Here is a 21,942-nt window from a genome sequence, read left to right as displayed (position 1 = left end):
TTTTCCTTGATAAGAGCCGCCAGAGGCGGAAAAGGATCGGGATGCTATATATTTTGATAATCATTATCAATCAAGAATCTGTAGCTTCTTATGTGTATGGGTAATGCGTTATTTGCGGCTCGGAAAGAAGCGGATACGTGGGATAGAGGAAATATCAGTCGAAGGAATAGCGCTTGGGCTTGGCGGGCTTGTCTGGAAAGCGGTTACCGTACTTAGGCGGATGCGCCTTGCGCAGCGGTTCGAGCAGAGTTGAGAGGCCGTTGTGGTCGATTTCCTGCATCAGCTGAATCAGGCGACCGATTTCACCTTTGGGAAACCCCTCACGGGCAAACCAGTTAAGGTAATGGCCGGGCAGATCAGCAATGACGCGGCCCTTGTATTTGCCATAGGGCATCTCACGGGTCACTAGCAGTTGCAGATCCTTCGGGTCCATAAAGCCTCACAGGGTAGGGATTGAAATGCCTGGGTCATTGATCGACCCCAGGCATTCTACTGTATCGAGGCAGGCGGGCGAGATCAGTGCCCCTGAATGGCGTGGGCAGCGCGAATAACGCAGCGGGTAAGCTCCGGTGGCGAGAACTTGGTCAGTACATCGTTGGCGCCTGCCTTCTTGGCCCTTTCGCTGTTCATGGAGCTATCCAATGAGGTATGCAGGAGCACGTAGAGGTCCTTGAAGTCCGGGCTCTCACGCAGACTTTGCGTCAGTGCGTAGCCATCCATTTCCGGCATTTCAATGTCGGATACGACCACATTGATTTCGTCGGCCGTGCCTTGCAGATCCAGAAGTTTGTCAATTGCCTCCCTGCCGCTACGGGCGGTGTGGCAACGGATATTCAATGCTTGCAAGGAATGAAGCGACAGGTTTCGTGCGACCTGACTGTCGTCCACGATAAGAATGCGTGTTGCCTCCAGAGCCCTGGCGTCCTCATCGTTCAGAGCTGAAGGCGCCTGTGCTAGGGCGGGCGGTGCGATGCCATGAATGACCTTTTCAATATCCAGCACCTGGACCAGCGTACCTTCTATCTGGGTTACGCCAGTTACAAAGGCGCGGCTGCCAGAGCCGAAGGGTGGCGGAATGATATCGCTTGATCGGCAGTGAATGATCTTGGCAACGTTTTGCACATGAAGTGCCTGTTTAGTGCGGCTGATCTCGGTCACGATCAGGCAGCCGCCAGAGGGATCAACCAGCGGTTGTTCGCCAATGGCACGGCTCAGGTCGATCACTGACAGCGAGACACCACGCAGCGTGGCCACACCTTTGACGTGCGGATGAGACTCCGGCATGCGCGTCAGAGACGGACAGGGAATGATTTCGCTGACCTTGAGCAGGTTGATGGCCATGAGCTTTCCGCTGCGCAGGGAGAACAATAGTAGCGAGAGGGAATCGTCGGACGGATTGTGCTTGGGCATGGGCGACCTGTACAGGAATTCAACTTAGCTGCCAGGGCTATCGGCCGATAGCGGTGAAGGTTTAGGCAAGAATTTATCCATAATGTCGCACCCGTCTGGCAGGCAGATAACAGACATAGGCACCGATCATCAGATCAGACTTCACTCGTCTGCTATTCCATTGGTGAGCTTATCTGAAGGCCGTCAAAAGAATTTTTATCACAGGCATGTCAGCCTTAATAAAAGCAAAAGAGTGAGGAGTTCTGGCCTCCAAAGGAGCTATCAAGCCTTGCAGCAGAACATTAAGCAGGCCAGTCCTGACGGGTCGCCCTGCATTTCTTAACGCTTTCTTTACGCCTTCCTAAGAACCTGCGTCTCGATCCTTTACGGGACTCCTCCCGACAATGTTCTCCATCAGCGGTCGTGCCGCGTAAAGGAGAAAGTCATGAGCGTTCTGGATAGCCTGTGCCTGCTATTGGCCGTCGGCCTGTTCGTGTACCTGCTGGTGGCGCTGATGCGCGCCGACCGTTCGTGAGGCCAGGACCATGAGCACTACCGATGGCTTGTTGATTGTCCTGTTTTTGGCGTTGTTCCTAGCGCCAGCGCCTCTTCTGGGGCGTTTTTTCTACCGTGTCCTCGAAGGCGAGCGCACCTGGCTTACCCCGGTCCTAAGGCCGTTGGAGCGGGTGAGCTATCGCCTGGGTGGCATTGATAGTCGGCAGGAGCAGCGCTGGCAGCAGTATGCCTTGGCGCTGCTCATGTTCAATCTGGTCGGCCTGCTGGCCTTGTTCCTGATGCTTCTGCTGCAAGCATATCTGCCGCTCAACCCGCAGCAGTTGCCGGGGCTTGAGTGGACCCTGGCGCTCAATACAGCAATCAGTTTTGTCACCAACACCAACTGGCAGGCTTACAGCGGCGAGGGAACCCTGTCGTACTTCAGCCAAATGGTGGGCCTGGGCGTGCAGAACTTTGTGAGTGCGGCTACCGGAATTGCCGTGCTGGTTGCGCTTAGCCGGGGTTTGAGCCGTCGCAGTGCTGAGGCACTGGGTAATTTCTGGGTCGATCTGACCCGCGCGACGCTCTATATCCTGCTACCCCTTAGCCTGGTGCTGGCCGTGCTGCTGATCTGGCAAGGCGTGCCGCAAACGTTCTCGGCCTACATTGATGCCCAGACGGTCCAGGGCGGTACGCAGGCTCTGCCGCTGGGGCCTGCCGCCAGTCAGATTGCCATTAAACAGTTGGGCACCAATGGCGGTGGCTTTTTCGGCGCGAACTCCGCGCATCCTTTCGAGAACCCTACAGCGCTGAGCAACCTGCTGGAAATGGTCTCGCTGCTGCTGATCCCTGCCGCGCTGGTGTTTACCTTCGGTCATTATGTGAAGGACCTACGCCAGAGCCGTGCCATCCTGGCCTGCATGCTGGGCCTTTTGCTAATCGGCATAGGTGTGTCGCTGTGGGCTGAGTGGCAGAACAATCCGGCTCTGGCCTCGCTGGCTGTAGAGCAAGGCGCCTCGCTGGAGGGCAAGGAAAGCCGCTTTGGTATTACCGCTTCGGTGCTTTGGTCGGTTGCCACCACGGCAGCCTCCAACGGCTCCGTCAACGCCATGCATGACAGTCTTTCGCCGTTGTCCGGGTTGGTGGCGCTATTCAATATGATGCTGGGCGAGGTGGTTTTTGGCGGGGTAGGCGCCGGCCTCTACGGCATGCTGCTCAACGTACTAATTGCCGTCTTTCTGGCGGGCCTCATGGTCGGGCGTACCCCTGAGTATCTGGGCAAGAAACTTGAAGCGCGAGAGGTTCGCCTTCTGGTTGTGACACTGCTTGTCATGCCGCTAGGTGTGCTGGTCCTGGGTGCTCTGGCTGTCAGCGTGCCGGGGCCTGCTTTAGCCATTAGCAATCCCGGGCCGCATGGCTTCAGCCAGTTGCTCTATGCCTACACCTCCGCTACAGCCAATAACGGCTCAGCCTTTGGCGGCTTTGGCGCCAATATGCCTTTCCATAACCTCATGCAGGGGTTGGCCATGCTGCTTGGCCGTTACGGCTACATCCTGCCCGTGCTGGCAATTGCCGGAAGCCTTGCGGCCAAACGTACCGTCCCGCAGGGGCCAAACAGCTTTCCTACCCACGGTCCGCTGTTCGTCACCTTGCTGACCCTGACCATTCTTCTGGTAGGCGGCTTGACCTTCCTGCCCACCCTGGCCCTCGGTCCGATGGCTGATCAACTGACGCTTTTTGGTGGACATTGATATGAACGTGCATACCCAACCGGCCACTGCTGCCGCTGCGCCTGCGCCCGGCAAACCGCTCTGGCAGCCAGCGCTGGTCCAGGCCTTCGTGAAGCTGGACCCGCGGCAGCTGATGCGCTCGCCGATCATGTTCGTTGTGGAGCTGACCGCCGTCTTCACCACCGTGCTGTGCTTTTTGCCGCAAGCCGGAGTGAGTACCGCCGTGGCTGTACAAATCACTTTGTGGCTGTGGTTCACGGTGCTCTTTGCCAACTTTGCCGAAGCCCTAGCCGAAGGACGCGGCAAGGCACGTGTCGATAGCCTGAAAGGCGTAGGGCAGGATCTCATGGCCCGTCGCCAGACCGCGGACGGCCTGTTCGAAATGGTACCGGCCGTAGGGTTGCGTAAAGGAGATGTGGTCCGCGTCGAAGCGGGCGAATTGATTCCGGGGGATGGTGAGGTTATCCAGGGAATCGCCGCGGTTAACGAGGCGGCCATTACAGGTGAGTCTGCGCCGGTAATACGTGAGTCAGGCGGAGATCGATCAGCCGTGACAGGCAATACCCAGGTTGTCTCAGACTGGCTGCTGGTACGCATCACGACCAATCCGGGCGAGTCCACGTTGGATCGGATGATCGCCCTGGTCGAAGGCGCCAAGCGGCAGAAGACGCCTAACGAGGTCGCACTGGATATCCTTCTGATAGGCCTGACGCTGATCTTTCTGTTGGTAGTCGTCACGCTACAGCCATTTGCCCGTTATTCCGGCGGTAATCTGCCGATGCTGTACTTGGCGGCGTTACTGGTCACGTTGATTCCGACCACCATTGGCGGGCTGCTTTCGGCCATTGGTATCGCCGGAATGGATCGCCTGGTACGACTGAACGTGATTGCCAAGTCCGGCCGTGCCGTGGAAGCTGCTGGGGACGTGCATACGCTGCTGCTGGACAAGACCGGCACCATTACCTTTGGCAACCGCCGGTGCAGCGCCATGTATGCGGCGAGCGGCATCACGGCCAAACAGTTGGCCGAAGGCGCCTTGCTGGCGTCACTGGTGGACGATACCCCTGAGGGTAAGTCCATCGTCGAATACCTGCGGGCCCTGCATCCCATGAGCGAGCCGGCCCGTGGTGCGGTAACGCCAGTTACTTTTAGCGCTGAAACGCGCTTGTCCGGTATCGACTGGGATGGCCATATCTATCGCAAAGGCGCTGTCGATGCTGTGCTGCGCTTTCTGGGCCTGAGCCGTAGTCATCTACCGGATGTGCTGGCCCGTGAAATCGACCGTATCGCCAAAGATGGCGGTACGCCGCTTTTGGTGTGTGCCGACGGGCAATTACTTGGCGCTATTCACCTGAAGGATGTGGTCAAGCCCGGTATCCGTGAGCGTTTCGCCGAGCTGCGCAAGCTGGGTATCCGCACCGTGATGGTCACTGGTGATAACCCGCTGACTGCCGCGGCGATTGCCGCCGAGGCTGGCGTTGATGATGTGCTTGCCGAGGCTACGCCAGAGAAAAAGCTGGCCCGTATTCGTGAAGAACAGGCCGACGGCAAGCTGGTCGCGATGTGCGGTGACGGTGCGAACGATGCTCCGGCATTGGCCCAGGCCGATGTCGGCATGGCCATGAACGATGGCACCCAGGCCGCACGTGAAGCCGCCAATCTGGTGGATCTGGACTCCGACCCCACCAAGCTTCTGGATGTGGTGCAGGTGGGCAAAGAGTTGTTGGTAACACGTGGTGCGCTCACCACCTTTTCTATCGCCAATGATGTGGCCAAGTACTTCGCCATCTTGCCGGCCCTGTTTGCCAGTGTTTATCCGCAATTAGACGCACTCAACGTAATGGGCCTTCATAGCCCGCAAAGCGCGATTCTGTCGGCCATTGTGTTCAATGCCCTGATCATTGTGGTGCTAATTCCTCTGGCACTGCGCGGCGTGCGTATCCAGGCAGCCAATGCCAGCCAGCTGCTGCGCCGTAACCTGCTGATCTATGGGCTGGGTGGCCTGATCGTGCCGTTCGTGGGCATCAAGCTGATCGATATGGCATTGACGGCCGTAGGGCTGGCCTGAGCGGCCAGTCTTCCTTAGGAGAATCGTTATGTTTGCACACGTTCGTCCCGCCTTGGCGATGATGCTGGTTATGAGCCTGATTACAGGTGTGGCCTATCCACTGGTAGTGGCCGGTATTGGCCAGGCCGCGTTCGCCAGTCAGGCAAACGGTAGCCTGATTCATGACTCGACGGGGCAGGTCATCGGTTCAACACTGATTGCCCAGCCGTTTACTGGGAGCGAGTGGTTCCATCCACGGCCCTCAGCAGGCGATTTCGCCACAGTGTCCAGTAGTGCGAGTAATCTGGCAGCGTCCAACCCTGCGCTGGTAAAACGGATCAGCGGGTCGCTGGGTAAGGAGCAGGGAAGTGGACCAGAGCCGTTGGCGCTGGTAATGACCTCAGGTAGTGGTCTGGACCCCCACCTACCGCCAGACGCTGCACGTTATCAGATCGCTCAAATTGCTCACGCGCGGGGCATGCCGGCCGCCGAGTTAGAAAAACTGGTCGATGAGCACACGGAGCGCTCGCTGATCGGCCCGTCAGTGGTTAATGTGCTGCAACTCAACCTGGCCCTGAATGAGCACACGCCATGACCGATGCCGCCGAGCGCGCCGATGCACTGTTAGCCGATCACGGAGAAGGGCGTGGGCGGCTGAAAGTGTTCCTAGGGGCGGCGCCCGGTGTTGGCAAGACCTATGCCATGCTCCAGGCTGCCCAGGCATTGCAGCGACAAGGCATGAACGTGCGGATCGGCGTGGTGGAAACTCATCGTCGCGCCGAGACCGAAGCGCTGATCACAGGGCTCTCACAGCAGCCGCTGCGGCGCTATGACTACCGAGGCATGCGGCTCGCGGAGCTGGACTTGGACGGTGTACTGGCTAATCCGCCCCAGCTCGTGCTGGTTGATGAACTGGCCCATACCAATGCCCCTGGCAGCCGCCATGCCAAGCGCTGGCAGGACATTGAAGAGCTCCTGGCTGCCGGGATTGATGTGTATACCACTGTCAATGTGCAGCATTTGGAAAGCCTTAACGATCAGGTGCGCGATGTAACCGGTGTGCAGGTGCGTGAAACCGTACCGGATCGCCTGTTACAGGACGCCTATGAGATTGTTCTGATCGATTTACCGCCTCGCGAGTTATTGGAGCGTCTGCGAGAGGGCAAGGTTTACGTACCCGAACAGGCACGGGCCGCTATCGATGCCTTTTTCAGCCAGACCAACCTTACTGCCTTGCGCGAGATGGCTATGCAGACGGCCGCGGCGCGTGTCGATTCGGATCTGGCCCGGCGTTACCGCGCCCTGGGGGAGGACGCACCAGCGCTCCTGGGGCGCCTGTTAGTGGCCGTCAATGGCGATGGGCAAGCTGAGCGACTGGTGCGTCATGCCAGTCGTGTAGCGGAGCGCAGGCATCTGCCATGGAGCCTGGTGCATGTGGAAACGGGCAGAGTACAGGATGAAACCGAGCGTTCCCGTTTGCAGGCTGCCCAGCAACTTGCGGAGCGGCTGGGTGGTGATGTGGTCATTTTGCGCGCAGGCGAAGTTGCCAAGACCTTGGTGAGCTACGCCGACGAAATTCGGGCCAGTCTGCTACTGGTAGGCCGTAGCCGGCCAACCTGGGCCCGTCGTCTACTAGGCACCGGCCTGGCCTCGCAGCTGTTGCAGTATGAGGCAGGGCTTGAGATCAGCGTTCTGGACGCACGCGAGGAAGGCTGTCGTAGCGTACTAAAAGCGCCGTATTACAACAGCCAGAATTATTGGCTGGCCTTGGGCGCTACCGCCGGAGCCGCCATTCTGGCCAAGGCGGCGTCCAGCTTGTTGGAGCTGCCCAATATTTCGCTCGTCTTTCTAGCAGCTGTCCTGCTGGTGGCCATTCATAGCAGCCGTGGCCCCGCCGTGCTGTGTGCAGTGCTGAGCTTCCTGACGTACAACTTCCTGTTCATCCCGCCGCTGTTCTCGTTCACCATCCAGCGTGAGCAGGATGTCCTGACGCTTATGTTTTTTCTATTCATGGCCACGCTCACCGGCAATCTGGCATCCCGCCAGCGAGGGCAGCTAAACAGTTTACGGCAGGCACAGGCCGAGACCAGTGCGCTACTGGAGCTATCACGCAAACTGACCGCTGCGACTGACCGGCAAGCGGTATTGAAGGCCGCTGCCCAGCAGTTGGGTTCAACAGAAACCGACGTCTGTCTGATGAGCCGAGACAGTCACGATCAGTGGCAGGCCGAAGCTGGTACAGCCGCTGCTTTGAGCGAAACCGAGCGTGCAGCAGCTGATTGGGCATGGAAGCATGAGCAGCCTGCCGGCCATGGAACGGATACCTTGCCTCATGGCCGTTGGTGGTGGTGGCCACTGGTAGCCGAAGACGGGCCACTGGCGCTACTGGGTATCGCCCTCAGAAATGGGAAGCCATTGAGCGCTGAACAACGGCGATTGTTTGCGGCCCTAGGCCAGCCCTTGGCCCAGGCGCTGGCGCGGGCTCGCTTGGCCCAAGATCTTGAAGCGGCGCGTCTGCATGGCGAAACCGAACAGTTACGCAATGCCTTGCTGGCTTCTGTTTCCCATGATCTACGCACACCACTTACAGCCATGCGCGGCTCCATCGACACGCTGGCGACCCTGAGCGATAGCATCAACGCTGAAGACCGGCAGTCACTTCTGGATACGACCCGGCTTGAAGCCGAACGCCTGGATCGCTATATCCAGAATCTGCTAGACATGACCCGACTGGGCCATGGCGGGCTGCAGTTGGCCCGTGACTGGGTATCGCCGGGAGATATCGTAGCTAGCGCGCTTAGTCGTTTGCGGCCTGTACTAGCCGCGCTACGGGTTGAGACCTCTATTCCACCTGATATGCCATTGCTCTATGTGCATCCGGCGCTTATCGAACAGGCATTAATCAATGTCTTGGAGAACGCCGCACGGTTTTCTCCCGAACATGGGCGTCTGCACGTGACGGTCGAGCATCACGAAGGAGAAATCCGCTTGGCTGTAAGTGATCAAGGGCCGGGTATTCCCGAGGCGGAGCGAGCCAAGATATTTGATATGTTTTATACCGCCGCACGAGGTGACCGTGGTGGGCAGGGCACTGGACTGGGGCTGGCAATCTGCCAGGGCATGGTAGGCGCGCATGGTGGCCGAGTCACGGTCGATACCGGGCTTGAAAATCGTGGTGCAACCTTGACGTTGCATCTGCCGCTGCACCCTCAGCCTGATGCCAATGACGAGGGCTGAAGCGTTTCGCTTTTCAATGTCGTAGCATCGTGCGATGTCCGCTTTTTTTGAAGGCTTCCATGACCACAAGTGCGCCCCTAATCCTGGTAATCGATGACGAGCCACAGATTCGCAAATTTCTGCGTATTAGCCTGGTGGCCCAAACCTATCGTGTCATCGAGGCTGCTACTGGTACGGACGGATTGGCCAAAACGGCGCTGGAGCGGCCCGATCTGGTCGTGCTGGACCTTGGGCTGCCGGATGAGGATGGGCAGGCCGTGTTAAAGGAGATTCGCGAGTGGTCCTCCGTGCCGGTGCTGATCCTGTCGGTCCGGTCCGATGAGCAGGAAAAGGTCCGTGCGCTGGATGCAGGCGCAAACGACTACGTTACCAAGCCCTTCGGAATCCAGGAGTTCCTGGCGCGTGTTCGGGCGTTGTTAAGGCAGGGAGGCATGCAACCGCAGACAGCATCGGCCCTTACCCTAGGAGCCCTCAAGGTAGATTTCGCGTTTCGCCGCGTCACGGTGCAAGACAACGACATTGCTCTAACGCGCAAGGAATACGCAGTGCTTGAGCATCTTGCCCGCCATCCTGGGCGCGTCGTGACTCAGCAGCATCTTCTCAAAGAGATCTGGGGGCCATCCCATACCGAGGACACTCATTATCTGCGTGTCGTTGTTGGGCACTTGCGTCAGAAGTTAGGCGATGAGCCTGCTGCACCGCGCTATATCGTTACCGAGCCAGGTGTGGGGTACCGCCTGCTTGATAGGCACGACGGTTAACCCTTTCTGATCCTGAGCCGATCAGGCTTCCATCAGGTGCTCACGGCTGTATTGCAAGGCGGCCTGAGCCCGTCTGACCAGATCATTTTCTTCCGTTTGGGACAGTACGGTATTGGCGAGCAGTTCGATGTTCTGCAGATGAGTCATTTTCTCATCGCGGCTTATGGTATCGAGCATCCCAAGCTCCTCGATGCGGTCTTCGCAACGGGTGAGCAGTCGATTATGAAAGTCGTACTGGGATTCGTATTGCTTGGTACGACGAGCACGACGAGGGGTACTAATTACCTGATCGGTACTAGGCGCTAGAGTCATGATGTACTTCTCAATCATCAATTAAATCATGGTGTGGCAATATGCCATTTCCCTGTCGGGCCGACCATACCCCAGGCCAGCAATGGTTCATTTTGGAGATGAGCGGATACGTCTTGTGCACGTAAAGGCTCCCTTTTAATGAATGAACCGGCAGGGTAGCGATTTGAAATCATCTGATTGTCAAAAAAGCGTGAAAGACTGACCGGTGGTTTTGACCTGTATCACGAAAAAAGCACTGGCTGCTTCGTGTTTGCTCCATTCCCTCTCGAACCATTCAAGACGATCTACGGTCGACTTTCTGGTAAGGGCCTGGCTATTGGCAGGTTCGTAAATCGATGTGGAGGTAGAAAGATGGTTTCTAGAATAGGCATGGTCGGACTTTCACTATGCGCCGTTCTACTCAGCGGTTGCTTTGGCAGTTCCGATGATAAGTCCAGCGAATCCAGTGCCGAAAAAGCGTCCATCCAGATGCACGCACCTCAGGATGATGCCACCAGCCAAGATAACCAAGATGCCAACAGCGGCAAGTAAGGCTGCCTGACACAAGTACATGCCCTCAGTCACTCTGTGCAATCGACATTGCAGCTAAAGGTCTCAATCGTATGCCTGCACGTAGTATCCAATAACGTGTCGCGACTGAGGGCTTGGCGGGGAGGGTCAATAAAGATCCATAGCATCCAAGCCCCGGCATTGGACAGTGGAGCAGCATTCCGGCTGATGAAAGCAGCTGGTAACGAACACCGTCGACATACGGGTCGAGGCGAGCCAGAACGTGACCCCTCAACTCACGTATAAGCGCATGGTTAAAGGTTGATGCAGTAGAAAGCTGACGGGCTGTAGGCGCTCAGACAAGGGCATGAAGGGGATGCCCAAATGCTACGGCTCACCCTACCTGTCCTCTGTCAACCGACACATTGGATTGATCAGAAGAGCTAATAGCCTTGGTTAACATTATTAATGGGGTGCCTGAAGCGCTTTGAATGCTTACGTTAAAGTGGCTTTCTCTAGCGCTGTAATAGCCGCTTAGAGGCGCGCTCCATAAGGGCTGCAGCTTTTTAGGGCAGTCTGAAAAAGTCACCTGCCGCAGTAGTCTGCCACGCTTTGTAACACCTGATTGTCACATTATGCCCGCTTAGTGGCGCTTCGCTTGGCCGAACTCCCTGCGGCTTTCCAGACCTAAATAACTCCAACAACCGTGAATTTAGGCTTGGACATCATTATGGCTGACGAACAGAAAGTACTCACAACCCGTCAGGGGCACCCTGTCAGTAACAACCAGAGCCTGCGCAGCGTAGGCGAGCGCGGCCCGGCTACGCTGGAAAACTACCAATTTATTGAAAAGATTACCCATTTCGACCGCGAGCGTATCCCCGAGCGCGTCGTGCATGCCCGTGGTACGGCGGCGCATGGTTATTTCGAACCCTATGGCAAGATCGGCGACGAGCCTGCCAGCAAATACACCCGAGCCAAGGTGCTCACCAAGACCGGCGTTCAGACGCCTATCTTTCTGCGCTTCTCCACTGTGATCGGTGGCAAGGAATCACCCGAGACAGCCCAAGACCCCCGTGGCTTCGCCATCAAGTTCTATACCGAAGACGGCAACTGGGACTTGGTTGGTAATAACCTCAAGGTCTTCTTTATCCGCGATGCGATCAAGTTCCCAGACATGATCCATGCGTTCAAACCAGATCCTGTCAGTAACCGTCAGGAACCCTGGCGTTTCTATGATTTCGTGCAGCACCATCCTGAAGCGCTGCACATGGTTACCTGGGTCAAAAGCCCCTGGGGCCGCCCGGCTACCTATCGCAACATGCAGGGCTCCAGCGTAAACACCTACAAACTGGTGAATGACAAAGGTGAAGCGGTACTGTGTAAGTTCTCCTTCGAACCCAAGCAGGGCGTGAAGAACCTGACCAGCGAGCAGGCCGCTGAAATTCAAAAGAATGACGTAGGCCATGCAACGCGCGACCTGTACGACTCGATTGAGCGTGGCGAATTTCCCGAGTGGGAAATGTGCGTGCAGATCATGTCTGAGGATGAGCACCTGAACCTGGACTTTGATCCGCTCGATGACACCAAGCGTTGGCCGGAAGACAAGTTCCCACTGTTACCGGTAGGTCGCATTGTCCTGAATCGCAACCCGTCTAATGTCTTTGCCGAGACCGAGCAGTCTGCCTTTGGTACTGGCGTGCTGGTAGACGGTATCGACTTCTCCGACGACAAGATGCTGCAGGGCCGGACGCTGTCGTATTCGGATACCCAGCGCTATCGCGTAGGCGCCAACTACCTGCAACTCCCGATCAATGCGGCAAAAACAACGGTAGCCACCAACCAGCGCGACGGCTTCATGGCCTACAACGTGGATAATGGTGGGGAAAATCCTCATGTGAACTACGAGCCCAGCACCCAGGGCGGTCTGCGTGAAGCACCCAAGCCCAAGAAGGATTACCACCAGTGGGTCGAGGGACATCTGGGCCGTTACCAGACCACCAAAACCGCAGCGGACTACCAGCAGGCGGGTGAGCGCTATCGCACCTTTGAGGAGTGGGAGCGTGAAGACCTGATCAACAATATCACTGGCGATTTGAAGCAGTGCCCGGAAAACATCCAGCTGCGGATGATCTGGCACTTCTGGCATTGCGACCCGGACTACGGTCAGCGTCTGGCTGACGGCGTGGGCATCGATATCGAGAAGGCCAAGGCGTTGCCGCCGCTGGAAGGTCACCCAGCGCCAGGGCAGGATATAGACGTTACCCTTTATGACACCGGTGAGCCGGAGGGTGACAGCAAAACCAATCCAACGCAGGCCAGTGTCACAACGGGCAGCGTTAAATGATCCTTCTTAAGGCTCTCTAGGTCTTGCTTAACGGCTACGTTGATTCATAAGCGACGTAGCCGTTTTTTGCTTATTCAAGCGGCAATCCCAGCTCCTTTTCGATTTCCACTTTTGAGATGCCAAAGTGGGTCATCAAAAAGATAATCTGGCTTTCCAGGCCATGCGGCGCATCTTCAGCTTCTAATGTATCCAGGGACTCCATCTCGCCTTCTTCATCTTCTGGCGCTTCGTCTGTGCGAATGCTGATGACATCGGGCTGGTTGGCACCTGAGGCGTCTCGAACCAGTTCATCCAGGGCCGATTCCCCAATCCCGGCCTGACGTGCACGTTCTGCCAGTTCAGCCGCAATATGCTCGATATGGGTACGTTCCGACAGCCACTGGCGAAAGCTCACGCAAGCCAGCATGGCTTCGGTGCGCTCATTACAATACGCCACGTATGCTTCAAAGAGAGGGTGTTCACGATCGCCGTCCAGAACGGCTCCCAAGACATGCTCTTCATTATTCAATGACTCGATACTCATTCAGCCTCGTCTCCTGATGTCGAATGTATGCGTTTAAACAAGGAGGTCTGAAACCGCACGCAAGTTCAAAGGGTGCGCGCAAAGTGTGCCGTTTAAAACGGATGAGCCCTATGCCGGAGGGCCGATTTCATCATCAAGGGCATTAGCCAAGCTTCACTCATGCGATACCCACAGATATGCCTCGTGAGCAGGTTGGCTGTCGGCGGATCTTGCCAGTCAGCAGGGGGAATCGGGCCATTAACCATTTGTTTTCCCGGTAATTCACATACGCTCGGCTTGGTGTGGAGAGCCAGGAAATACCTGGTTACAAGGAGTGTTTTTGCCGGAACTCTGGCAAAGCCCTCTGGAAGCTCGTTCGTAGACGTTGGATAGGGTTGCTCTGACAGTTTCATCCCAGCGATAGAGGCTGGCCTGCTCCGGCTTTCGTTAAGTTTCCTGAGGTTGAGTCGAAACGCTTAGTGATAGACATGACGGTCTCACTGGCGTCGAGAGTGAGGCGTATCCAATAAATAAGTGGATTGGCTATCTCGGCCAAGCCCTACTATCAGTTGTGAAACTTATGAAACTCAAGCATCAACTGTGGACCGCCTTTGGCGGTATGTTCCTGATGATTCTGTCATTAGGGCTGCTGGCTTACTGGAGCTTGGGCGCTATGCAGGATCGTACTGAGGAGATGGCCTCGGCTGCTCGTAAGGTTCAGCTATCCCTTGTGATCCCCGGCATTCTCAACATGAACCGCGAGCGCGCCATCAAAAGTTTATTCCTCGATGATCCAGAGGAGATTCGTGCTCTGGACGCTGAGCGCGCGCGGACCGTTCAGCTGAACGACGTTTACCTCAAGGAATTCGAGGCTAGCGTCAAGGACCCTGAAGGGATTGCCTTACTGCAAACCATGCGGGAAAAGCGAAAGATTTATCTGGACTCGCTGGCCGCGTTCGTTCAGAAGTCCAAAGGGGCTGACCGTACTACGCTAATGGCTACGGTAGATAAGGAGCTGGGCGATAAGATAAAGGCATATCTGGATGCCTACAACGCCATGAGTGACTATCAGGCTGCGTCTTTGAAAAAGGACCAAGAGCTTGCGACTGATACGGTTAACCAGGTTCGGACTTTTGTCATCGTGACCTTGCTGATTGCTATTTTGGCTTCTCTGGCCTTGATTACCTGGATCACTCGTACTGTTTTCAGAACATTGGGCGGCGAGCCTGCCGATGCGGCACGTAGCGTTGCGCTGATCGCTCAAGGTGATCTGACTCAGCCGATTTCCAGTAGCCGCCCTGACAGTTTGCTTGGACATCTGGAAGCCATGCGGTGTGAGCTTAACTCGGTCATTGCTCGCCTGAAGGGCGGTGCCGACCGGCTGGTCTCCTTCTCCGGAGAGTTGGCAAAGGCTTCGGAAACCGTAGCGCAGGGGGCTGGGCGCGGCAGTGATGCAGCATCTAGCATCGCAGCGTCGATCGAGCAGATGACCACGAGCATCTCAGACCTTTCAAACAATGCGTCTGCCGCGGCGGAAACCACTCGCCAGACGGGCCAGATCGCGGCCAGTGGTAGCTCTACCGTTATGGACCTTGCCAATGGCATGGCTACATTGTCTGTCAGTGTGAGAGATTCGGCCGGTAAAGTAGCTGAGCTTGGGCAGCAGTCGGATGAGATTCGCTCAATCGTGGGATTGATCCAGTCAATTGCCGATCAGACTAACCTCCTGGCGCTAAACGCAGCTATCGAGGCGGCTCGAGCCGGTGAGCAAGGTCGAGGCTTCGCGGTGGTTGCAGATGAGGTGCGGTTGTTGGCGCAGCGTACCACGCAGTCAACACAAGAGATTGCCAGCAAAATCCAGGGTATCCAGAGCAACGTCAAGGCTGTGGTTGCGATCATGGACCATAACGTAGAGCAGGTTACTCAGGGCGAGCAGCTGGCCAGCCATGGGGCTGAAGCGATCAGTACGATCCAGAAAGCCACGGAAGAGGTCGTCAGTATCGTACGAAACATCAGCGATGCGGTAAGGGAAAACTCTACTGCCAGCCAGGAAGTTGCCCGCACGGTAGAGCATATTGCGACCCTATCCGAGCAGAACAGCTATTCGTCCAACGAGGTGGCAGGTACAGCCAATGAGCTGACTGAGTTGGCTCACGAGCTGAGCCGGATTTCAGCGCAATTCAAGACGCGCTGAACGGTAGCTTCATGAGGGCATTGCAGCTGAGAATGTTGCAGTGCCTTCTGCTATTTCCAGATTCACATAAGAGGACGGGTTAGCTCAGCCCATAAGCAACTAACGTCAGGCTGTCAGGTTTTGGGCTGTCTGTGTATCTGCCAATAGATCCTGTAGCCGCTGGACAAGTTGAGCCAGCCGAACCGGTTTCATGAATACAACGATCTTGTTAACGCTATCCAGGTCATCGTTGCAAGGAAAGCCCGATACGATAATCGCGGGTAGATCAGAGCGCCGTTCACGTAAGCGGTCGATCAGCTCTCTGCCGTTCATGCCCGGCATAGAGAGATCCGTGACAATGGCATCAACTGCATTTTCTGCATCAGCCTGCAGCGCGGCAAAACCATCATGGGCGACCGTTACCCGATAACCGCTCGCTTCCAAAAAGCTTTCGAATAGAGCGGCGATTTGGGTGTCGTCATCCACCACCAAAATATGCTGCATGTATCCCTCAGGTCAGTATAGGCCCGGACTTTAAAAGGAGGCCTTGTCGGGCTTGAGTAAGGCATTAATGCGTTCAGTCAGTTCATGTCCCCGGTATGGCTTGTTCAGGATACATAAGGAAGTGTTGACGTTCTGATTAGCCAACTCTTCCGTGTAGCCTGTTGCCAAGAGAACAGGAATATCAGGTATACGCTGCTTGACCCGATCAGCCAGGACCAAGCCATTCATCCCGCCCGGCATGATAATGTCCGTAAATAATAAATCGACCTTCTTGTGTTGGTCGAGCAATTGCAAGGCTTCCTCCCCGCTATGTGTCGACAGAACGATATAACCCTGAGACCTTAAATATTTTTCGGTCACCTGGCGTACGTCATCGCTGTCTTCCACCAGCAGGATGGTCTGAGCATCAGGTTTCGAGGTGGGTACATTGTGCAAGGAGGCGCCGGCGCGCTCAAGCGTAACCGGAAAGATCATTCGAACTGCCGTACCTTTATCCAGGTGGCTGTCGATTTCGAGACGACCGTTGGATTGCTGAACGAATCCATGAACCATGGCCAACCCAAGGCCAGTTCCTGGCATCTTGGTGGTAAAAAAGGGCTCGGTGGCGCGGCGAGCTACCTCGGGCGTCATCCCTACACCCTCATCTATGATGCAAATAACGACATAGGCGCCGGGCGGCAACTGGTGGACTCCACTGCGCTCGCTATCATTCATGAGTGCAGTCGCAACCGTGACCTTACCGCCCCCCGGCATAGCGTCACGGGCGTTGATCAGTACGTTAAGCAAGGCCATTTCCATATGGGTGGGGTCCAGCGTACAGGAAGGCAGGCCAGGTTTCAGATCAAGGCGCAGGTCCACGGATTCGCCAAGGGTACGCACAAGCATTTCGCTGAAGTCGACAATCAATGAGTTCAGGTTGATACGCTTGGGTTCGAGTCGCTGCTTACGTGCAAACGCCAGAAGTTGCTGGGTCAGTTTACCGCCGCGCTCAGCAGCCTGTTGTGCATTCGCGATGGCCTGGGACAGGGTTGGATGGGCGTGGGCATACTGACCGGCCAGCTCCAGATTCCCTGTGATGATCTGCAAGAGGTTATTGAAGTCATGTGCCAGCCCAGCGGTGAGTTGGCCAATGGCTTCCATTTTTTGTGCTTGCCGGAATGAGTTCTCTGTAAGGCGCCTCTCAGTGATATCCATCTGTGAGGCGAACCAGTACAGCAATTTGCCGTTCTGGTCAGAGACTGGACCCATGAATAATGCATTCCAGAACGGTGTGCCGTCAGCCTTGTAATTGAGAATATCCACAGCCACTGCACGATTTTCCTTTAAAGCGGTACGGATTTCGGCAATGGTGTTCTGGTCGGTCTGCTCTCCCTGCAGGAAGCGGCAGTTACGCCCAAGGGTTTCTTCCTCCGTATATTGGGTAAGGTCCAGGAAAGCTTTGTTTGCAAATACGATAGGTGTATCGGGCTGGTTTGGATCGCAGACGACCATAGGCATACGAGTCATCTGTACAGCGGCAAAGAAGATATTGTTACGCTCATCAAGGCTTGCATGAGTGACATAGCTTGCTTGCCAATGGTTTATGCCAGCATTGCCTAGGGGGTTATAGGCATTGCCTTCCAGTTCACCTGATGCTGGAACGCCCGCACTCTGCTCATCACTTTCTATCGTGATTGCCTGCTCGCGCTCAGAATCGTTTTTGCCTAGGACCATGCTTGTTTCCTGTTTAAAGCTCAAACCTGTCGCGGGAAGGCAGTGCGGCACTTCTTGTCAGGACAGGGCCCTTCGTTGACCTGGGTGTCAATGCCCTTAGCACACTTACATGGACTTTAGGCGGCTTGCCTAGGTTTCATGGGTTACCCTTCCATTGATCACATCAGAATGTGTCTGAACATCATGCCGTATTTATCACTGCGCTCCTGGGAGCACCCAGCTTCGGTCTTAATGCCCTGGGGTTTATCAGTCATCCTGGGGGCAATTAGCGCTTCACCAGATTGCGTACAGGCGTTTGAGCGTAAATCCATGCGTGTTGGCCCGCATACAGTGACAGTTGAGGTTGCCGATACGGCCATGAAGCGTGAGCAGGGACTTATGCACCGGAATCATTTGCCGGAGATGCATGGCATGCTGTTTGTGTTCGATGCGCCCAGGAAAGTATGTTTCTGGATGCGCGATACTCCCTTGCCGCTTTCGATAGCTTTTCTGGATGCACGAGGTCGCATTGTTAATACTCAAGACATGGAGCCGCTAAGCGAGGCCTTGCATTGCGCTCCGTCCGAGGTTACGCAGGCGCTGGAAATGAACCAGGGCTGGTTCGAGCGACACGGCGTCAAGGCAGGCGATAAAGTGCAGGAACTGTAACGTATCGCTGCACCAAGGTATGTACCGAGCCTTTAGCTGAGTCGTGTCATCGCTTTGCGATACCCAGAAGCGAAAGACGCCACCCCGATTACAGGGGCGGCGTCTCTTGGTATTAGCCGAACTGTAAGCCGTAGCCCCAAAGCAGCACGGTCATGGCCATCAGCAGTTCAAGCACGAGCACGCCAATAGCCAGCGTCGAGCCTGACATGATGAAGCCTTCACGACGGTCGATATTCAGAAAATTGGGAATGCCTACATAAAGCAGGTAAGCGGTGTAGCAGAGGCCAGCAATCCCGACTAGCGCACACAGCCAGACCAGCGGATAAAGCGCCACAAGGCCACTCAAAAACATGGGCGTGGCAATATAGCCAGCAAAGACCACGCAGCGTTCCTTGCTTGGCCGGTCAGGATAACGCCGTGCCAACCAGTGAACTACGCTGCCCATGACATAGACTGCACCTAGCATCAATGCATAGGAAATGACCCCAATCGTGAATGCTGTCCAAGGTGACAGACGCAGCAAATGGCTACCGCCAAAGCTCCAGCCCAGCTGAGTTGTACCAATAAAGGCGCAGATCGGTGGAATGGCAGCTAACCAGAGGATGTGATGTGCATACGCGTGGGAAACTGACTCCCTCTCATTATCGATCTGCTTCCATTCACGATCGGGATGGGCCAGAAGGCCCCAGACATGATTGATCATGACATACCTCGCTCTCGCCGATGGGCGCTACCAGCGAAATGTTTTAGGTCCTCCGCAGCTAGCCGCTGCGAGAGGTGCGGCCTGCTTTCAGTATAGAAAGCTGGATGAGGAAGGCAGGTGATTGCTTTGAGCATTTAGTCATAAGCCTCATGCTGTACAGATCAAACGGCGATGAGCAAGGCCGCTCGCTGTCTATCAGCTGATGAGTGGTAATACCTGATGTCAGGTCGCTATCAAGAAATTTGATTTGCCTCTCACTTTTAAAGTGTGCGCTGGAACCCAACTAGCTTGGTCTGGATCATAGCCCGATCCCGCCATGCGATCGGCGAACCTTCGCCCGCCTTATCAGGAGTGGGCACAGACCTTACCGAGTGACGGATCACAGCATGCGCTATTTGTGTTCAGCTTTATTGAGTTCATGGCTACTGGCATCGCCCATGTGGGCTATCGCAGAACAAAGCAAAGCCACTTCCCTGATCAGCAAGGCCGACCAGACGAGTCTGGCTACCGTTGAGAAGCCTCGCGCCAAGCGCAAGGGCGGTGTTCGATTGCTCACGTTGAGTACAGGTACAGGCAAGGCCTTGGAAGTCCGCAATGACATGGACGTACCCGTAACCATTACCCTGCGCTTAAGCCGCACCGTGAACGTGGGTGGCGTTGGCAGCGGCGTGATTCGCCAGACAGTTCCAGCCAATAGCCAGCTTCGTGTCGCCACGCTGCAAAAGCGCCAGCAGGGCTATCCGATGCATTATGATCAGGCATTCAGCTTTTCTCCCCATTTAGCCCCAGGAGCCGCAGGTGGTTTGGGCAACCCCAATAGTCTGGCCAGCATCACAGCAGGTTATGCCTATTCATTGCCCTGGCAGGGCGGCCCGTTCTATATCAGCCAGGGTGCCAATGGTGATTTTAGTCACCACACGCCCAAGGGCCGCTATGCGGTAGATGTCGCCATGCCTGAAGGAACGCCAGTCCTGGCTGCGCGCAGCGGAACAGTTGTCGAGATTCAGAACCGGCAGTTCGGCCATGGACCTAGTCCTTCGGGCAACTTCGTTCGTATCCAGCACGATGATGGTACGCAGAGCGCCTACCTGCATCTGAAGCGTGGTTCGGTGGTGGTAAGGGAGGGGCAGAAGGTTGAAACAGGTACGCCTCTGGCGCAGTCGGGCAACACCGGGCGCAGTACCGGGCCGCACCTGCATTTCGTGGTTCAGCAGGGGGAGGGTGATTCGCTGGTGTCTATTCCCTTCCGTTTCGCCAGACCTGTAGGCGAGTTGCCCAACTTTGCATTGGGCGGCCAGTAGTCATGTAACTCGCGAGGCCTGCCCGGCCTCGCATCGTTGATTAGCGTGAAGCAATCAACCGCACGCCAAGCGCGACAAAAATCCCGCCTGCGATTCGATCGAGCCAGAGCCCAATGCGTGGCTTTCGCTGCAACCATTGTCCGGCTGCACCGGAGAAATATCCCAGCAGCCCAAACAGCACGGCAGCCTGAAGTGTGAATACCATGCCCAGTTGCAGGATTTGCAAACTGGCATGACCCTGTTCGGCGATCACGAATTGCGGCAGGAAGGATAGAAAGAACAGCACGACCTTAGGGTTGATGGCATTGGCGAACAGCCCTTTGAAAAACAGCTTACTCAGGGATTCATCGACCTGAACATCACTGTTGATGCGTGTCTGCCCGGTGCTTCTTAGTGCCTGAATACCCAGCCAGATCAAGTAAAGCCCGCCGGCAATCTTGAGGGCAGTGAAGGCCGTGGCCGAGGCGGCAATCAGCGCACTGACGCCCAGAGCAGCCAAGGCGGTATGCGCCAGACAGCCGAGTGCGCAGCCAAATCCGAATACCATGCCGCGCAGTCGCCCTTTGGAGACGCCAATACCTAGAACCATCAAATTGTCTGGACCCGGCGAGGCGGTGATCAAAATAGCTAAGGCCAGAAAGCTTAAGAATTGCTCGGGTGAGAGCATGTGAATCATCTCTTCTCGTGATGGGGAACAAGAGATAGTGCAGGGAAGGCAGTACGACGTAAAGGGGGGCGGGACGATCTATAGAAGCACCACGCCTCGCTCAAGGTCCTTGCGAGACACCTATAAGCGAGGCGTGGCGCGCTGTTGCGTTACATCAACCGAAGCGGCCAGTAATGTAGTCTTCGGTCTGCTTTTGCTTGGGCTTGGTAAAGATCAAGTCCGTGGAGCCTATTTCGATAAGCTCGCCCAGGTACATGAAAGCAGTGATATCTGAGCAACGAGCGGCTTGCTGCATGTTGTGCGTGACAATCACCACCGTGAACTGCTCTTTCAAATCCGTGATGAGCTGTTCGATCTTCATGGTAGAGATCGGGTCGAGGGCTGAGGTGGGTTCATCAAGCAGCAACACACGTGGGCGCAGGGCGATGGTGCGGGCAATACACAGACGCTGCTGCTGACCACCGGAAAGGCCCAAGGCGCTTTGCTGGAGTTTATCCTTCACTTCATCCCACAGCGCAGCACCGCGCAGTGCTTGCTCCACGCGGTCATTCATCTCTACGCGGGAGAGCTTCTCGTGGTGACGGATGCCATAGGCCACGTTGTCGAAAATCGACATCGGGAAGGGGACCGGCTTCTGGAACACCATGCCCACAGTGCTGCGCAGGCGGCTTAAGGAGTACTTCGGATCCAGGATGTTTTCACCATCAAGCAGGATCTCACCTGTGGCCTTCTGGTTAGGGTACTCGGCATAGATGCGGTTGAAGATGCGCAGCAGCGTAGATTTGCCACAGCCGGACGGGCCAATGATCGCAGTGATCTTGTTGGCTGGAATGTCCAGGTTGATGGATTTCAGCGCGATATGGTTCTTGTACTGGAACCCAACGTTGCGCGCGCAGATTTCTGGCATATGCGTCTGAAGATTAC

At 56.0% G+C, this 21,942-nt stretch carries 19 protein-coding genes and 2 pseudogenes; 12 read left to right on the top strand and 9 right to left on the bottom strand.

The window, feature by feature from the left end; genetic code table 11:
- Positions 1 to 154: 154 nt before the first annotated feature.
- Positions 155 to 433, bottom strand: a complete 279-nt coding sequence (locus IEX86_RS13280; protein ID WP_188866602.1) for a DUF3820 family protein — start codon at positions 431 to 433, stop codon at positions 155 to 157.
- Between the two features lie 83 nt (positions 434 to 516).
- Positions 517 to 1,410 (bottom strand): chemotaxis protein, encoded by an 894-nt coding sequence (locus IEX86_RS13275; protein ID WP_188866601.1) that lies wholly within the window; start codon positions 1,408 to 1,410, stop codon positions 517 to 519.
- 424 nt (positions 1,411 to 1,834) lie between these two features.
- Here IEX86_RS13275 and kdpF point away from each other — a divergent pair, with 424 nt between their 5' ends.
- The 6 genes from kdpF to IEX86_RS13245 are packed head-to-tail and all read left to right on the top strand — an operon-like array spanning position 1,835 to position 9,659.
- Positions 1,835 to 1,924 (top strand): K(+)-transporting ATPase subunit F, encoded by a 90-nt coding sequence (gene kdpF, locus IEX86_RS13270; protein ID WP_010795812.1) that lies wholly within the window; start codon positions 1,835 to 1,837, stop codon positions 1,922 to 1,924.
- Between the two features lie 10 nt (positions 1,925 to 1,934).
- Positions 1,935 to 3,635: a potassium-transporting ATPase subunit KdpA gene (kdpA, locus tag IEX86_RS13265; RefSeq protein ID WP_188866600.1), complete on the top strand. Its 1,701-nt coding sequence runs from the start codon at positions 1,935 to 1,937 to the stop codon at positions 3,633 to 3,635.
- Between the two features lies 1 nt (position 3,636).
- Complete coding sequence (gene kdpB / locus IEX86_RS13260; protein ID WP_188866599.1) at positions 3,637 to 5,682, top strand: potassium-transporting ATPase subunit KdpB; 2,046 nt, start codon at positions 3,637 to 3,639, stop codon at positions 5,680 to 5,682.
- A gap of 28 nt (positions 5,683 to 5,710) precedes the next feature.
- Complete coding sequence (kdpC, locus tag IEX86_RS13255) at positions 5,711 to 6,256, top strand: potassium-transporting ATPase subunit KdpC (RefSeq protein ID WP_188866598.1); 546 nt, start codon at positions 5,711 to 5,713, stop codon at positions 6,254 to 6,256.
- Positions 6,253 to 8,898, top strand: coding sequence for a DUF4118 domain-containing protein (locus IEX86_RS13250; RefSeq protein WP_188866597.1), 2,646 nt, complete (start codon positions 6,253 to 6,255; stop codon positions 8,896 to 8,898). The genes kdpC and IEX86_RS13250 overlap by 4 nt, the downstream gene beginning before the upstream one ends.
- A 59-nt stretch (positions 8,899 to 8,957) precedes the next feature.
- The gene (locus IEX86_RS13245; protein WP_188866596.1) at positions 8,958 to 9,659 is read left to right on the top strand and encodes a response regulator; all 702 of its coding nucleotides are present in this window, start codon (positions 8,958 to 8,960) and stop codon (positions 9,657 to 9,659) included.
- A 21-nt stretch (positions 9,660 to 9,680) separates the two neighbouring features.
- Here the strand turns inward: IEX86_RS13245 and IEX86_RS13240 are convergent, their stop codons facing one another.
- Complete coding sequence (locus IEX86_RS13240) at positions 9,681 to 9,971, bottom strand: hypothetical protein (RefSeq protein ID WP_229685334.1); 291 nt, start codon at positions 9,969 to 9,971, stop codon at positions 9,681 to 9,683.
- A 351-nt stretch (positions 9,972 to 10,322) separates the two neighbouring features.
- On the opposite strand from IEX86_RS13240, the gene IEX86_RS13235 reads away from it, so the two are divergent.
- Together IEX86_RS13235 and IEX86_RS13230 are read left to right on the top strand one after the other, a co-directional pair.
- Complete coding sequence (locus IEX86_RS13235) at positions 10,323 to 10,502, top strand: hypothetical protein (RefSeq protein ID WP_188866594.1); 180 nt, start codon at positions 10,323 to 10,325, stop codon at positions 10,500 to 10,502.
- Between the two features lie 688 nt (positions 10,503 to 11,190).
- A complete protein-coding gene (locus IEX86_RS13230) occupies positions 11,191 to 12,807 on the top strand; it encodes a catalase (RefSeq protein ID WP_188866593.1) in 1,617 nt (538 codons plus the stop codon).
- A 70-nt stretch (positions 12,808 to 12,877) separates the two neighbouring features.
- Here the strand turns inward: IEX86_RS13230 and IEX86_RS13225 are convergent, their stop codons facing one another.
- The gene (locus IEX86_RS13225; protein ID WP_188866592.1) at positions 12,878 to 13,330 is read right to left on the bottom strand and encodes a hypothetical protein; all 453 of its coding nucleotides are present in this window, start codon (positions 13,328 to 13,330) and stop codon (positions 12,878 to 12,880) included.
- Positions 13,331 to 13,889: 559 nt separating this feature from the next.
- Between IEX86_RS13225 and IEX86_RS25685 the strand changes: the two are divergent.
- Positions 13,890 to 14,387: pseudogene (locus IEX86_RS25685) on the top strand (MCP four helix bundle domain-containing protein); the annotation flags it as partial.
- Positions 14,388 to 14,990: 603 nt separating this feature from the next.
- A pseudogene (locus IEX86_RS25920) lies at positions 14,991 to 15,503 on the top strand (methyl-accepting chemotaxis protein); the annotation flags it as partial.
- Positions 15,504 to 15,608: 105 nt separating this feature from the next.
- Here IEX86_RS25920 and IEX86_RS13215 read toward each other — a convergent pair.
- Complete coding sequence (locus IEX86_RS13215; protein ID WP_188866590.1) at positions 15,609 to 15,986, bottom strand: response regulator; 378 nt, start codon at positions 15,984 to 15,986, stop codon at positions 15,609 to 15,611.
- A gap of 30 nt (positions 15,987 to 16,016) precedes the next feature.
- Positions 16,017 to 17,699, bottom strand: coding sequence for a histidine kinase famiy protein (locus IEX86_RS13210; RefSeq protein WP_188866589.1), 1,683 nt, complete (start codon positions 17,697 to 17,699; stop codon positions 16,017 to 16,019).
- A gap of 183 nt (positions 17,700 to 17,882) precedes the next feature.
- Between IEX86_RS13210 and IEX86_RS13205 the strand changes: the two genes are divergently transcribed.
- Entirely contained in the window at positions 17,883 to 18,347 is a 465-nt protein-coding gene (locus IEX86_RS13205) for a DUF192 domain-containing protein (RefSeq protein ID WP_229685333.1), read from the top strand.
- A 112-nt stretch (positions 18,348 to 18,459) separates the two neighbouring features.
- Here IEX86_RS13205 and IEX86_RS13200 read toward each other — a convergent pair whose 3' ends face one another.
- Positions 18,460 to 19,050, bottom strand: a complete 591-nt coding sequence (locus tag IEX86_RS13200; RefSeq protein ID WP_188866588.1) for a Yip1 family protein — start codon at positions 19,048 to 19,050, stop codon at positions 18,460 to 18,462.
- Between the two features lie 437 nt (positions 19,051 to 19,487).
- Between IEX86_RS13200 and IEX86_RS13195 the strand changes: the two genes are divergently transcribed.
- Positions 19,488 to 20,351, top strand: a complete 864-nt coding sequence (locus IEX86_RS13195) for a M23 family metallopeptidase (RefSeq protein ID WP_229685332.1) — start codon at positions 19,488 to 19,490, stop codon at positions 20,349 to 20,351.
- Between the two features lie 40 nt (positions 20,352 to 20,391).
- Here the strand turns inward: IEX86_RS13195 and IEX86_RS13190 are convergent, their stop codons facing one another.
- Entirely contained in the window at positions 20,392 to 21,027 is a 636-nt protein-coding gene (locus IEX86_RS13190) for a LysE family translocator (RefSeq protein ID WP_229685331.1), read from the bottom strand.
- A gap of 145 nt (positions 21,028 to 21,172) precedes the next feature.
- Complete coding sequence (gene pstB / locus IEX86_RS13185) at positions 21,173 to 21,925, bottom strand: phosphate ABC transporter ATP-binding protein PstB (RefSeq protein ID WP_229685341.1); 753 nt, start codon at positions 21,923 to 21,925, stop codon at positions 21,173 to 21,175.
- Positions 21,926 to 21,942: the final 17 nt, after the last annotated feature.

Source organism: Pseudomonas asuensis (assembly GCF_014646755.1).
In the GTDB taxonomy this organism is placed as follows: domain Bacteria; phylum Pseudomonadota; class Gammaproteobacteria; order Pseudomonadales; family Pseudomonadaceae; genus Chryseomonas; species Chryseomonas asuensis.
Note: the sequence above shows the minus strand (reverse complement) of the source record. Positions and strands in the feature narration are given on the sequence as shown.